Below are 14568 nucleotides of genomic sequence, written 5' to 3'. Positions count from 1 at the left end.
ACAATGTGCTTGATTCCGGCGTCGGCCTGCAAAATCCTGCCGCCCGATGGTGAATAAATGCCGCATCCCATCTTGCCTGACCGCCCGGCCAAGGCCAAGGAAGCGCCATGCGTATTGCTCTGTTCGAACCGGAAATTGCGGGAAATGTCGGCGCCATCCTGCGCCTTGGCGCGTGCTTTGGCGCGCAGATCGATCTGATCGAACCCATGGGCTTTGCCTGGGACGACCGGCGCGTGCGCCGCGCGGCGATGGATTACATCGACCATGTCACCTTTGTCCGCCATGCCAGTTTCGAGACCTTCCTGCCCACGGTAGGCAACAGCCGCCTCGTCCTGCTCAGCACCAAAAGCTCTGCCTCTGCCTATGATTTCCAATTCATGGCCGATGACGTTCTGTTGTTTGGCAAGGAAAGCGCAGGCGTTCCGGCCGAAGTGGCCGACATCTGTCACGCCCGCATACGCATCCCCATGCGGCCAGAGGTGCGCTCGATGAACCTTGCCACCACCGCGGCCATCGTCCTTGGCGAAGCGCTGCGTCAGACAAACAGCCTGCCTTGAGGAAGTCGCCGCCTTGCCTGTGTGACGGCCCCAAACAGGCAAAGCTGTGCGATCCATCGACTGACTGGACGATTGTAATTTCCATTGACCTTGGCCAAAGGACGCAGCGACCGGGCAGCCGGCAGGAGAACCGGTATGATTACGCGTGAGTTGATTGGCACGGCACAGGTGCCCGATGGCGAGGAATTACGCCTTTTTCGTCATGGCGGCGATTTCATGATCGTGCTGGGCGGCAACGAATTGATGAGCACGCGGATGCGCGGCTCCGAAGAGGCGTTGGCCGTCATGTCCTGTACGCGCATCGCCGGTGCGGCGCGGCCGCGCATGTTGATCGGCGGCTATGGAATGGGCTTCACTTTGCGTGCCGCGCTGGCCAAACTGCCTGATGACGCGCGGGTCACTGTGGCGGAAATCGTGCCCGAGATCCTTGCCTGGGCGCGCGGGCCGATGGCCGAGGTGGCGGCCGGATGTCTGGATGATCGACGCGTTGAAATCATGCAGGGCGATGTTGTCGATGTCATCGCCAACTCGCCGGGCGGGTTTGATGCCATTCTGCTCGACGTTGATAATGGACCCGACGGATTGGTGCGCGCGGGCAATAATCGGCTCTATGCCAGCGCGGGCTTACGCACGGCGGGCCGGGCTTTGCGGCCCGGCGGCGTGCTGGCCATCTGGTCTGCGGCGCGTGACGAAGCCTTTACGCGACGCCTCAAGGCCGCCGGTTTTACGGTGGACGAGGTTACGGTCTTTGCCCGCTATGACAAGCACGGCAACGGCAAGGGCGCCAAGCACGTAATCTGGTTCGCAACATTAGGCAAAGCCATTTGATCCGAGGCCCGGCGGCGATGTGCGCGCCGGGCCTCGGAATACCTGCCACCCCAAGTGGCCGCGATTGCTCGTTCAGAACGAGTAGCCTGCCCTCAAGCCATAGGTGCGCGGCGCGCCATAGCTGGTCACGACGACATTGCCGGTTGTCCCTGCAAACTGAGACAATGTCGGGATCAGGCGATTGCCGATATTTTGCATATAGGCCGTGATGGACCACCTGCCCTCGCGCGGCGCAAACCGCAGCGAGGCATCCGCCGTGAAATCGGCGCCTGAGTTTTCAAAGGCCAGATATTCGAACGACGTGACCCGGTTCGACCGATAACGGCCATCAACGGTGGCGACCACATCATAGGCGCCAATTGGGAAGGTCTGTTCTATACCGACGTTAAACGCCAGTTTGGGCGAATTGAACCCCGGATTGCCCGAACAGTTTACGACCCAAACCGTGCTTGTGGCGCCTGTGGTCGATCCGGGGATCGGCGCGGTGCCCGGCGATGTGGCACAGCCCACAACCGGGGGCAGCGCGTTGTTGGTGGCGTTGCGCTGTGTATTGTAGGTAAAGCTGGTCAGCTTGTTATCGAGGATCTGCACCGACCCGCGCAAAAGCGTGTTGGCGGCGGCCTTGAACTGAACATCCACATCGACACCCTGAATGCGGGATTTGCCGATATTTTCGGTGAAGAACGAATTGCCGCCGGTGGAATCGAGGCCAAAATGGGCCACTTGCTGATTCGTGTAATTCCAGCGGAACAACTCGAGGTTGAGTTGAAGCCGGTTGTCAAACAGGCGGTTCTTCATGCCCAACGTCCACGCGGTGATATATTCCGGCTCATAGGTTTCGCGGCCCAGCGCAAAGTTGAAGCCGCCCGAACGGAAGCCGGTTTCATAGCTGGCATAAAGCAACGAGCGCGGGGCAACATCGAATTCCACCGCGCCGCGCCAAGTGGTCCGGTTACGGTTCAGCTTCTGATTGTTGACCACCGGCGTATAGAAAAGCCGATTGCCCGTGGACCCAAACGCCACCCCGTTAGCCGGTCCGGGCAAAGTGGGCAGCGTTATCATCCGTGAGAGGTCTGCATAGGTCAGCGCAACGGGAACCGACGGGCCGCCAAGGCATGTGGTCGAAGGCTGGGTCGAGCAGATCTGGATCAGGTTCTTGCCGTCGCCCGCAAAAGTCTTGTCATCGTTGGTAAAGCGGATCCCGCCGACCAGCCGCAGGCGATCACTGGCATGCAGGGTCAGTCGGCCATAGGCGGCGCTGGATTTGTTGTTGGCCCGAAAAATCTGGAACGAATTGACGGTATATTGGCTGAATACCTGCGAACCGTTGACGTGTTCGTCAAAATAAAACCCGCCGATCTGCCAATCGACCGGTCCGATCCGCTTGCCCGCGATGCGCGCTTCCAACGTGAATTGATCGGAATCTTCATGGACCAGGCCGCCGCGAAAGGCGGGACCGTTGAACAGACTGCGCACTCTGGAATTGCGATAGGCGGGAATGACGGTGAGATCGCCAAGGCCGGTGCGCCATGTCAACTCGCCGCTGATGCCGTAATAGTCATTTTGGACAAACGGTCTGTTCAGAGGCGCGGGGTTGATGCCCGGCCCGCCAATGAACACGTTCGAGAAGAACGCAGCATTGCTGGGCGAGAGCAGGCCGGAGCGGGGATCAAGGCCGGTGGGCGTGATCGTGTAATTGGCCGGCGACGTGGCCGTGGCCGCAGACCCGGGCGTTGCCCTGATGCTGTGGGTAAAGGTAGCGCCCGGCCCCATGCCGCCGATATGGGAATAATCGCCGATAATCCGGACCGTCAGATTGCTGGACAGGTTGGCCAGAACCTGTGCCCGCACGGCGTGTCCTTTTTCATCGGATGTGCCGTCGCTGTAATAACCGTCACGGTCGAGCACCTTGCCGCTGATGCGCAGCGCCGCGTTTTCGCCCAGCGGCGCGTTGATGAAGGCTTCGCCGTCAATGGCGTTGTAATTGCCATAGCCCAACGCAACCCGCCCCGCCCATTTGCCCAATATCGGCTTGGCCGTCAGCACGTTGATCGCGCCGCCGGTGGCATTGCGGCCATAGAGGGTGCCCTGCGGCCCTTTGAGAACTTCGATCCGGTCCAGATCGTAAAAAGCGCCGATGGTCGATCCGGGGCGGCCATAATAGACGCCGTCCACGTTGAAGGCGATGGCCGGATCGGTATAGCCATTGTTGGTGAAATCGCCCACGCCGCGAATGAAATAGCTGGTGTTCGCGCCGCCGCCCCGGCTGACGTACAGCGAGGGCACGGCCGCATTGAGCGCGGTGCTTGACGTTACGCCCGCATTCAGCAGCTTGGCGGTTGAAACCACATCCAGCGGAACCGCAGCCCTTTGCGAGGATTCCGAGCGATGCTGCGCCGTCACGACGATTTCGGCCAGCCCATCTCTGGCTGGCGTTGCATTGGCCTTGCTGTCTTGGGCCAAAGCGGGCATGCCAAGCGACAGTGCGCATGCCAAACCGGTCGATACCAGTAATAATGCTTTCATTGTTCCCTCCCAACGGGTTTTGCGCCGATCATTTCGGTTCGTTTTTTGCAGGTCTATTTAATCGGCCGATGCCGCTTTCAGTCAAATCGATAACATAGAGCCCATTTATAGATGGCGTGGATAGGTGGATGCACTCAGCCATCGTTCCCCAAGCGCATGCGGGCAATCAGCCCGTCGCGCAGAACCAATTGGTGATAGAGCGCCGCCATAATGTGGCCCATCACCAAGCCCAGCATGACCAACGAGAGCGCCTCGTGAACACCATGGGCAAACATGGCGCGCGCAAGGCTGGGGCCGACGGGCAGGAACGGCAGGTCGAAAAGGCCGACGCTGATGGGATGCCGCTTGGGAAAGCTGGATGTCACCAACCATCCCGAAAACGGCAGGACCAACATCAAGGCATAGAGCGCAAAGTGGACCGCCCCGGCGGCCCTGCGCTGCAACGCCGCGGTATTGACCGGTTCGGGCGGGCGATGGCTCAGTCGCCATGCCAGCCGGAGAAAGCTTAACGCCAGAACCAGCAGTCCGATAACCTTGTGCAGGTTCATGATTGTGTCTTCAAACGCCAATTCCAGCCAGCCACACATGAAACCCAGGACCAGATTGGCCAATATCAGCGCCGCGATGATCCAATGCAGCAGCGCGGCGGTTTTTGTATATTGCTGAGCCGACAAAGTCGGCTCAGCTTCTGGCAGGATGGCGCCGGTCACGTCGTCCATTCCGTGATGAAGGGGCCATAGGTCGGCTTGCCCTGCGTTTCTTCGGCCACCACTTTGTTGGTCTGACGGCCCAGATAGGTAATCTCGCTTTCCAGCACATCGCCCGGACGCATCCAGCGGTTGTTGTGCATCGCGCCATTGCCCGGAGGCGAGCCGGTCAGCAGGAAATCGCCCGGCATCAGGCGGATACGTTCCGATGCATAAGACAAGATCTGTTCAGGCTCGAAGATCATGTCGCTGATCGGCCAATCCTGCATGATTTGGCCATTCAGCTTCATGCGGATCTGGACCTTGGAGCGGTCCACGAACTGCTTGGGCACGATGAAGGGCCCGGCGGGTTTGAAGTTGGGCTGGTGCTTGCTGACCCAATCATGGCCCCAGCGCACGTCGGCGCGGCGGAATTCGTCCACGGTGCCCAGATCGTTGACCATCACATAGCCCGCGATCAGATCGCCCGCATCATCGGGGCGGATATAACGGCCGGTGCGGGCGACAACGGCGGCAAATTCCAGTTCCCAATCGGGGTGTTCGCCCACCAGCGGCAGCGGGATCTCGTCATTCGCGCCGCACAGCGAACTGTGCAGCCCGGTCCAGAAGAAGGGCATGCCTTCGCGGGCGCGGCGATCGACTTCCTCCAGATTGCGCAGGAAGAAGCTTTCATCGCTTTCGCCGGGCAAGCGCTTGTCCTGATTGAACTTGTTATAGGTCATCATCTCGGCGACATGTTGGCGATAGTTGGACCCGGCGCACAGCATGTTGGGGCGCGAGACCGGGGGCAGGCATTCGACATCGGCAAAGCGCAGGTCGGTCCCGGCATCCTTGGCCGCAATATCGGCCAGCAGATCGAGCGCGCGGTCCCAATCCTCGAACAGCGCCAGCGTGTCGGCATAGTGCAAGGAAAGGTCGTGGACCCCGCCGTCGGCCTGAACCAGACCGGGGAACACTTTGCCATGGGCGCGGTAAGTACCGATGCCAAAACTGCCCTTGATCAGGCCTGTGGCTTCATGGATGCCTTCGGGCTGGGGCGCCGGCTTCGGCTTGAGGTCATGCAAAGTAGATTTGGACATCGCGGTCACTCCATAGGTCCATTTCCATCTGCTGAATGGCGTGCAGGCCCGCAGGCGCTGAGGCATTCAGCAAATCGGTGTCGGAGAAGGTTTCGTAACGAAAGCCGTTGGGGTCTTTCCAAACGTCGAAGACATGGCTGCCCAACGGGTGGCGGCCTACGCCCCAGACCTCGTTGCGCTGGCGCTGGGCCAACCAACGGTGCGCCATGAATTGCGCCTCGGAATTGGGCACTTCCAATGACAGGTGGTGCAGCCCTTGCTTGCCGGGCAGGCCGAACATGCCAACGACATGGTGGTCGACAAATTCATCGCCGCGATCAAGGCGATAGAAGCCGCCGACCTTGACGTTCTCGTCGCCCACGTGGATCAGATCGCTGGGGATCAGGCCAAGAACGTCGCGATACCATGCGTCGGCGGCTTTCCAGTCCTGAACATAGATGCCCACATGGCCCAGACGGATGACCGGCGGCGGCCCCAGCGGCGACTTTTCCTGAGCGTTGCCGATGCGCGGCTTTTCATACCCTTGATTGAGCAAAAGCGACGGAGGCAACGGATCAGGCGTGCGATCGGCCACACCATGGACGAGCGAAATGGCAAAGCCGTTGGGATCGCGCAGATCCACCGCAATGCCGCCCCCCGGGCCGTCCAGTTCGCGGATCGCGCCCGCGCCATGCCGGGCAATGGCTCTGTCGAGATCGGCCCGGCTGTCGGCTTCAAACGAAAGACCGCGGAAATCCGATTGGGCCGCTTGTTCCAGCACGACAAGGTAGGGATGACGTCCAAGACCGCGCAGGTAAGTGCGAGCGCCCAGGACATCGGCAATATGAAGTCCGAAATCCTGTGCAAAAGCAACGCCGCCCGGTAAATCCTGAACAGCAAGATGAATGTGATGGAGGCCTTTGATCGCCATATCTGTTCTCCCGATGGAAGAAACAATGGCAGCGGCGCTCTCATCCGTCTAATCGAAAGGCTGCGCCCTATCTATCTGCGCTATTTATGGGTTGGCCGAATTTGGCCGCGCTGCGTGCGACGATCAGGTCTTTCAACCACTGCATCCCGGCGTCCCGGTTTCTAAGCCTATGCCAATGCACGACCTGCTGGATGGGTGGAATGGGCACAGGCAATGTGTGCATGCGGATCGGGTAGAAGGGCAGAAAATGCTGGGCCAGTTTACTATGCATGGTGGCCAGCCGCTCGGTCCCCACCACGGATTGGGCCAGCGCGGAAAAACTGGGCACGACCAGTTCGATCCGGCGCTGTTCGCGGAATTTTTCAAGCGAGAGTTCGGATAGCGCGGGCCGCCTGTCGCGCCCAAAGGACGCCGCGACATGGCCTGCGGCCAGGAATTGTTCGGATGAAATGACATCGCCATGGCCCGATCCCACCCATGAGATCAGCACGTGTTCGTCCTGAAAGAGCGGAACGCTGGGATGCTGGGCCAGCGAGAAAGGCTCAACGGTCAGCATCAAATCAGCCTCGGCTCGCTCGAACCGCTCGGTGGCATCGGTGCTGGGCCGGATGATTTCGATCATCACTTTGGGCGCTTCACGCGCGATAGTGGCAATCACCTCGGCAAGCAGGATCGTGTGAATGTAATCCGAGGCGATGATCACGAATTTACGTGACGATTCCTTTGGATCGAATTGACCGGGCTGCGTGATTTCGCTTCGGATCAGCTCCAGAGCCTGCCGCACGGGCGCAGCCAATTCTTCCGCCTTATAGGTAAGACGCATCTGGCGCCCTTCCAGCACCAGCAGGTCATCCCCAAAATACTGCCGCAGGCGGTTCAGCGCCGATGTCACGGCCGGTTGGCTGAGGTAGAGGCGCCGTGAAGCCTCGGTCACGCTCTGCTCGCTGATCAACGCGTCGAGCGCGACGAGCAGGTTGAGGTCAAGTTTATCGAATCGCATTCGGCTTTTTAACACAAGTCATGCGCATGTCCCGTCAACGGCTTGCGCCCGGCCGCGCTATGTTTCGCTTTGATCGGTCAGACTGCGCACTTCCAGCCCCAACAGTTCGGCCGCGTTCAGGCCAAGGATTTTGGCCCGCACATCAGGGGCAAGGTGGCTGTGGAACCCCACCGGATCGGGTTCTGCCATGTCGAAGGGATAATCGGTTCCCATGCACAGCCGATCAGCCCCATGGCTATCGATCAAGGCGTCGAGTTGTTTGCGGTCGAACACCAGCGTGTCGAGCCAGATCTGGCGCAGATAGTCTGACGGTGGGCGACGTGCATGGATTTGGCATTCCGGGCGCACGCGCCATGCATGATCCATACGCCCCCAATAGCCCGACAAGAAACCCCCGCCATGCGCCACGCACAGCTTGAGGCGCGGATAGGCGTCCAATATGCCCGCAAAGATCAGGTGGCTGAGCGCAATGCTGGATTCCAGCGGGTTGCCGATAATGTTGTCGAGGTAATATTCTTTCAACCGCTCGCCATGCGTGAAGCCAAGCGGATGCAGAAACACCAATACGCCCAGTTCCTCTGCCGCTGCAAAGAAGGGGCGCAGATCGTTACCGGCCAGTTCGCGACCGGCGACATTCGAACCGATCTCTACACCACGAAGCCCAAGGTCCGAAACACAGCGTCGCATTTCGGCAATCGCCATATCGGTGTTTTGCAGGGGCACGGTCCCCATGCCCACCAGCCGATCGGGCTGCTCGGCCACGGCCTGCGCCATCCGGTCATTGACCAATTGCGCGGCCTGACGCCCTACTTCCGGGGGGGCGAAATAGTAATATTGCCCCGGCGATGGGCTGATGGCCTGCACATCGACCCCTAAACGGTCCATGTCCAGCAAGCGTTCGTTGATGCCGTTCAATTTTGCGCCGATTTCGGCAAACAATTTGGCGTTGGTTGCCCGCGATGCCGCAGACACAAATGTCAGTGGATCCGGGGCATCGGGAACCTCCTTGCGAACATATTGTTCGGCGGCGGCCACATTAAGGTGGCAGTGCAGGTCAACAACCAACTCCTCACGGCGTTTGATGACCGCTCTGCCAAGTCTGCTATGCCCGCAATTTGTAAGGCAATCTTGCGCCATCCATCCCGTCCCGGCAAAATTAAGCCCCCCTTGCCTGAACGCGGCGAAATTTGGGGGCTTGGCTTATGCTTATCGCTTTGCCGCATACTAGCAGAGCAAGATGTCATTGCAGTATCGTTTAAACCATCGACACCCATCAATGCCGCTTATGGGTCTTGCTCATGACAAAAGCTCCCTCTCACACATCCCAGCCGCCGGGAAAACAGGAACAGTTCACACCCTAGAGCGATTTCCGTTCAAGCTGACGCGAACGGAAAAGCGACGCTCAAGCGCCGCGCGGGCTAGTCGCGTTTTTCGATCCCGAATGATCGGAAAACGCTCTAAACAGCGCTCTTTTGTTCGATCAGCCGCACAAGATCGGCCAAGGTCGCGCAAACCGGGGTTGGCACGCCCAACCTTTCGCCCTCACGCAGGATCGCGCCATTGATCGCCTCTATCTCGGTCGCGCGGCCATGTTCGCGGTCCTGAAGCATCGAGGGCTTGTGGTGGCGATGGTCGACCAGCGCGGCGCTGACCGTAGCCATTATGACATCGGCATCCAGTATCAGGCCCCGCGCCTTTGCAACAGCGACCGTCTCATGCACCACCGCCCCGGCGATCCGCCGACCAGAAGGGTTGTCGATCTGACCGTTGGTGGCCTCGCAAATCATTGATGTGGCATTGAGCGCGGCATTGAAAGCGACTTTTTCCCAGACAACCCGCTCGACATCATGCGCCAGAACCGCCTCAAATCCGGCCCGTTCCAGCAAGTCGCGAATGCCGGACGCCGCCGCATGGGCCTGCGCCGTCAGGCCGCCAAAGTGGATATGTCCAAACCCATGTGTCACCACACCGTTGGGCGGCAGGAAATCGGCCGGAACATGCGCGGTTCCCTGCAACACATGGTCCGCCCCGAAAACTTCGGCCAGACGTTCCGCATTGCCGATCCCGTTTTGCAAGGTCATCAGCAACGGACTTTGCCCTTGCCAATGCGCGAGCGAAGCAATGGCCGCCGCGCTGTGGTTGCTCTTGGTGAACAACAGCGCGAGATCCGGCGCCTGTATGACGTCCTTTGCCAGCGCAGCGCCAACAGCAACATCGCGGGTTCCACGGTCATCGGTCAGGCGAATACCATCGCGGGCAATCCCATCAAGCCGCGCGGTATCAACATCGATCAGCGTCACCCGCGCCCCCGCCTCGGCCATGCGCGCGGCGAACAGACAGCCCATCGCGCCCGCGCCAATGATTGCGACAGTTTGGGGAAATTGGGTCATCACGGCTCCGTCAGATGCTGTAAATATCGAGTAAGGTGGGAATGACGTCATTCATCAGGCGAATGACCTTGCCCGCGATCATCCAGCGGCCCTCCACAAACACCAATTCGTGTTCATAGCGCCCGAAGAACACATGGGCCCGCGACGTGCGCACATCATGGACATGGACCGTGAAAACCGAAGCAATACGCGCCCGCTGGCCATCCGACGCCTCGAGCAGCACATTACCGATCATATGCGACACGCGCGGCATGACCGAGGAGGCGACCGAAAGGCCGGATTGTATGCGCTTGACCCGGTCCTCCAGATTGCGGCGCCCGCGATAATAGATCAGGGACAGTTCCCTATCCGGGTCTTGGGTTTGCGTGCCATCGTCGCGCCATGCCGGCATCCAGAACACGCAGTCGGGCGTGTAGAGATCAAGCCATTCCTGATAAGCGCCGCGATCAAGCAACAGCGCCTCACGGGTCAGAAGCTCTGCGAATTGGGTGGATTCGCCGCTCATGACAGCACCGGCGCCATGCGCTGCGCCCAAGCGCGATAGTAATTGCGGAACAAGCTCTCGTCGCACAATTGCGCATCGGCCAGCACGCTGGAGGCCGGGTTCATGCCCAAAGCGTCGGAAAAATCATTGCCGCCCGCCACCGATGCGCCCAGCCCGCGCGAATGGCCTTGCAGCCACTCACTTGCCTGCTCGGCCATGCCGGTCTGGGCTTCCTCGTAACACACCGTGTCATCAGGCGTCGCCATGCCGGTGGGGTTGAAGAAGTCCTCATACTGACGGATACGCAATTGCCGTGCCTTGGCGCTCTCGCCGCGCGGGGCGATGCACCATGTCTGCATTTCGGTCAGGTTGGGCGCAATCGGCCGGATCATGCGCAACTGGCTCGATGCGTTTTCGGCGATCTGCATATTGGGGAAAAGCGTCAGGTTGCGCATGTTGAATATCCAGTTGCGCCGGGCCACGCCCAGTTCCTCGGCCAAAGCATCCGCCCGCTCGAATTCAGGCAGCGCAGCCGTCACCCCCATCAACCCCCAGTTGAGAACAAGGCCATGGTCAAAGCAATAGGTGCCGCCGGTGATCCCGCTGGCATCCTCTTTCCAGAAGTCGGCATTGCTAAGGCTGGCTGTCACCACTTGCGCGGTTTCCTCTTGGGCGCGCTCGTTCAGAATGCGGATATAGCTGGGGTGGGTTGATGTGAAGTGATACTGATCCGAGCAATTCTCAAGCTGCATCTTCCAATTGGCCGCATAGGTGAAACGCACGCGCCCCGGCACCAGTTCAACGCCTTCGGGGCTCTTATCTACCACCAGATCAATCAGCTTGCGCGCCTCGCCCAGATGCTCATCCAACGAAGGGACATCGGCATTCAGGCTGGCGAACAGAAAGCCGCGATATTCGCCAAAACGCGCCACACGGGCCAGATTGTGATCCTCACGCGCGAAACCTTCGCCATAGCAGCCGCGCTTTTCCCATTTGATGCCGCGATTGGCCCCGGCGCTGTCAAAGGTCCAGCTGTGATAGGGGCAGACATGCCGCCGCGCCTGTCCGCACTGGCGCTGCACAAGGCGTACGCCCTTGTGCGGGCAGGCGTTGATGAAACAATGCAATTGCCCCTCGCCATCCCGGCTGACCAGGATCGGCACCCGCCCGATGGCAGCGGTGAAATAGTCATGCGGCTGCTCGGCCTGGGTGGCCATGCCGACAAACACCCAGCCGCCTTCGAAGATATGCTTCATTTCCAGATCGAAGAGTGCCGCATCCCGAAACAACGCACGATTGACCCGGAATACGCCGTCTTCGGGCCGATCGTCGATCAAGGCGCCAAGTGTGAATTGATGCATATCCAAACCCTCCCCGCGCATCATGCCAAAACCATTTCGACCAGCGTCGGCTTTGGCGCGTCAAACGACCATTGCAGCGCAGCTTCAAGCTCTTCGGGTGTTGTCGCGCGCCGGGCCTCAACCCCATGGCCCTGTGCGATGGCGCAAAAGTCCAGCCCATCGAGATCCGAGCCTTCGACCTTTTCCAGCCCGAAATGCCCGCCAAACTGGCGCAGCGCGGCATAGGAGCGATTGTTGACGATCAGGAAGCTGACCGCGACACCCAGTTTTGCGGCGGAAAACAGGCCCTGAATCGCATACATCGCCGAACCGTCGCCCAGCAGCGCGATAACCTTATCCTGCCGCCGGGCAAGCGCGATGCCGACCGCCGCCGGCAATCCAAACCCAAGCCCGCCACCGGCCGTCGTATAAAAGCTGTCGGGATCGAGCATCGGCAAACCGCGCTGCATGGCTGGGCGGCTGGAAGGGGCCTCCTCAACAATGACCGAGCCTTTGGGACGCAGCCTTGCGATGGCCTCCATCATATGGTCTTCGCCAAACCCGCTGTTGAGGGCATCGGGCGCACGGCGCGTATCACGCGGCTCCACCTCGACCCTCGCGGATGGCGGAGGGGCAAGCCGCGCCAAGGTTTCAACCGCATGGCGCGGATCGGCCAGAACAGCCCTGTCCCCCTGCGCAAAGGACAAGAGGCCCGGATCATCGGTGATCAACCACACCTTGGTATCTTTGGGCAGATGAGGCCCATGGCCCTCGGTATGATAGAGATTGAGCGGGCCGCCCACGGCAATCACCAGATCGTGCCGCGCCAGTGTTTCCACGATCCTTTCGCGCGACGCGGGCAGGAAACCCTGAAACAGGCGATGATCTTCGGGAAACACATTACGGCTGGCAAAGGGCGCTACATAGACCGCCATCCCTTGCGCCTGCGCCAATTGGACCACCGCATCCCACGCCTGCTGGCGTGCGCACCCTGCCCCAAGCACCAGCGCGGGCGCGCGCGCCTCGCTCAACCTTTGCGCCAATTCGGCCATTTCGCTCTGATCACCCGGATTGCTGGCCGCAAAGGAACCGAAGTCCAGCCGATCGCAAGGTTGATCCCAATCATCCACCGGCACCGAAATGAACACCGGGCCATAGGGCGGCGTCATGGCGATGCGATAGCCGCGCAGAATCGTGCGCGGTACGTCCGCCGCCCGCGCCGGTTCACACGCCCATTTGACAAAGGGGCGCGGGAATTCGCAGACCCGCTCTGCAAACAGAAACGGTTCGAACGGCAGGATCGAGCGCGCCTGCTGGCCCGCCGTCACCACCAGCGGCGTCTGGTTTTTATATGCGGTAAACAGATTGCCAAGCGCATGGCCCGTGCCCGCCGAACTGTGCAGGTTGACCAACGCCGCGTTGCGCGTGGCCTGCGCAAAACCGTCGGCCATGGCCAGCGCGACCGATTCCTGAAGCCCCAGCACATAGCGGAAATCCGCCGGAAAATCGCGGAACATCGGTAGTTCGGTCGAACCGGGATTGCCAAAAACATGGGTCATGCGCAGCTTTCGCAACACATCGATAGTGATCTGTCTGACCGTGGTCATGGTCGGCCATTCTCTCCGCAATATGCAGCGCGGCCCGAACCGGCGCGCCTTTGTTTTATGCTTCGAAACTAGCGCGCTCATGTCATAACGGCCATTGCATTATTTGGCCAAAGACATACCAATTCTGCATGACATTTGACGAACATCGACTGCGCGCCATCATCGCCATCGCCGACACGGGCAGCCTGGGCCGCGCCGCGGATCAGGTAAACCTGAGCCAGCCGGCCTTGAGCCGCATGATCCATGAGATGGAAATGCGCCTTGGGCGCGCACTGTTCGAACGGCACAGCAAAGGCATGCCCCCCACGGTCGCCGGCGAGATCATGCTGCGCTATGCAAGGCAATTGGTGTTCGACATGAAGCAGGCGCGCGAAGCCCTTGCCGAACTTGACGGAATGCGCGGCGGACGGGTTAGGATCGGCGCGATTGCCACGGCGATTTATGCGCTGGTGGCCGACGCCATCAAAGCCTTGATGGCTGAAGCGCCCCAAGTTTCGATCGAATTATTCGAAGCAGCCGATGGCGAGTTGATCGAGGCTCTTGCCGAAAGAAAAATCGATTTGATGATCGGCAGCACCGGACTGGTCCATGAAGGCATCAAGTCCCTTGGCCAATGCGGGCATGGCGATCAGTTTTCGGTCTGCTGTGGCGCGCGCACCGCCCGATTATTGCCAACAGCCCCCCGCCTCAGCGATGTTCTTCGCCAACGCTGGATTCTGCTGAACAAGGGGCGGACGCCGCGCCGCTATTTCGACGATCTGGTTGCCAAAGCTGGCGCACAACTGCCTGTCATCGCCATCGAAACCAATTCCATCGTCGCCCAGATCGCCCTGCTTCAGAGCAACGATCTGATCGGCTGGCTGCCCATGCCCGTCATTCGTGATCAGATCGCCGACCGATCCCTTGTCGCGCTTGCCATCCCCGAATTGACCTACCCTCGACGTTTCGCGATTTATCGACGCACCAATGGCTATCTTTCGCGGCCCGCGGAATTGCTTTTATCGCAATTCGATCTTGCGGATTCTTTGTCCGCCTGAATGTATGACAGCCCCGCGATTGCGCAATCCTCGGCGGCACTATTGGGGCAATGGTTGCCGCGGCGTCATGCACTTGGGCGCAACAGCACGCCGGATCGCCTAA

The 14568-nt window shown here is 60.1% G+C and carries 13 protein-coding genes; 3 read left to right on the top strand and 10 right to left on the bottom strand.

The window, feature by feature from the left end; all coding sequences use genetic code 11:
* Window positions 1-107 precede the first annotated feature (107 nt).
* Together AC2S2E_RS10435 and AC2S2E_RS10430 are read left to right on the top strand one after the other, a co-directional pair.
* Complete coding sequence (locus AC2S2E_RS10435; RefSeq protein WP_476105058.1) at window positions 108-557, top strand: tRNA (cytidine(34)-2'-O)-methyltransferase; 450 nt, start codon at window positions 108-110, stop codon at window positions 555-557.
* A gap of 135 nt (window positions 558-692) precedes the next feature.
* Window positions 693-1385, top strand: coding sequence for a spermidine synthase (locus AC2S2E_RS10430; protein ID WP_476105060.1), 693 nt, complete (start codon window positions 693-695; stop codon window positions 1383-1385).
* A 72-nt stretch (window positions 1386-1457) separates the two neighbouring features.
* Here AC2S2E_RS10430 and AC2S2E_RS10425 read toward each other — a convergent pair whose 3' ends face one another.
* The 10 genes from AC2S2E_RS10425 to mdlC form a co-directional block, all read right to left on the bottom strand.
* A complete protein-coding gene (locus tag AC2S2E_RS10425) occupies window positions 1458-3911 on the bottom strand; it encodes a TonB-dependent receptor (protein ID WP_486522274.1) in 2454 nt (817 codons plus the stop codon).
* 134 nt (window positions 3912-4045) lie between these two features.
* The gene (locus AC2S2E_RS10420) at window positions 4046-4621 is read right to left on the bottom strand and encodes a cytochrome b (protein WP_486522273.1); all 576 of its coding nucleotides are present in this window, start codon (window positions 4619-4621) and stop codon (window positions 4046-4048) included.
* A complete protein-coding gene (locus AC2S2E_RS10415) occupies window positions 4618-5697 on the bottom strand; it encodes a fumarylacetoacetate hydrolase family protein (RefSeq protein WP_486522272.1) in 1080 nt (359 codons plus the stop codon). Before AC2S2E_RS10415 ends, AC2S2E_RS10420 begins: the two co-directional genes overlap by 4 nt.
* Entirely contained in the window at window positions 5675-6607 is a 933-nt protein-coding gene (locus AC2S2E_RS10410) for a VOC family protein (protein ID WP_486522271.1), read from the bottom strand. Before AC2S2E_RS10410 ends, AC2S2E_RS10415 begins: the two co-directional genes overlap by 23 nt.
* Window positions 6608-6674: 67 nt before the next feature.
* Window positions 6675-7607, bottom strand: a complete 933-nt coding sequence (locus AC2S2E_RS10405; protein ID WP_486522269.1) for a LysR family transcriptional regulator — start codon at window positions 7605-7607, stop codon at window positions 6675-6677.
* A gap of 57 nt (window positions 7608-7664) precedes the next feature.
* Window positions 7665-8744, bottom strand: coding sequence for an amidohydrolase family protein (locus tag AC2S2E_RS10400; protein ID WP_486522267.1), 1080 nt, complete (start codon window positions 8742-8744; stop codon window positions 7665-7667).
* 320 nt (window positions 8745-9064) lie between these two features.
* The gene (locus AC2S2E_RS10395) at window positions 9065-9997 is read right to left on the bottom strand and encodes a ketopantoate reductase family protein (protein WP_486522266.1); all 933 of its coding nucleotides are present in this window, start codon (window positions 9995-9997) and stop codon (window positions 9065-9067) included.
* A 10-nt stretch (window positions 9998-10007) separates the two neighbouring features.
* Entirely contained in the window at window positions 10008-10502 is a 495-nt protein-coding gene (locus tag AC2S2E_RS10390) for an aromatic-ring-hydroxylating dioxygenase subunit beta (protein ID WP_486522265.1), read from the bottom strand.
* Window positions 10499-11842, bottom strand: a complete 1344-nt coding sequence (locus tag AC2S2E_RS10385; RefSeq protein WP_486522263.1) for an aromatic ring-hydroxylating oxygenase subunit alpha — start codon at window positions 11840-11842, stop codon at window positions 10499-10501. Before AC2S2E_RS10385 ends, AC2S2E_RS10390 begins: the two co-directional genes overlap by 4 nt.
* A 20-nt stretch (window positions 11843-11862) precedes the next feature.
* On the bottom strand, window positions 11863-13428 hold the full coding sequence (mdlC, locus tag AC2S2E_RS10380; RefSeq protein WP_486522262.1) for a benzoylformate decarboxylase: 1566 nt from the start codon (window positions 13426-13428) through the stop codon (window positions 11863-11865).
* A gap of 128 nt (window positions 13429-13556) precedes the next feature.
* On the opposite strand from mdlC, the gene AC2S2E_RS10375 reads away from it, so the two are divergent.
* The gene (locus tag AC2S2E_RS10375) at window positions 13557-14465 is read left to right on the top strand and encodes a LysR family transcriptional regulator (RefSeq protein WP_486522261.1); all 909 of its coding nucleotides are present in this window, start codon (window positions 13557-13559) and stop codon (window positions 14463-14465) included.
* Window positions 14466-14568 lie beyond the last annotated feature (103 nt).

It is taken from the genome of Novosphingobium sp. 550D (assembly GCF_057401885.1).
The sequence above is the reverse complement of the archived record's forward strand: the minus strand, read 5'-3'. Positions and strand labels throughout refer to the sequence as shown.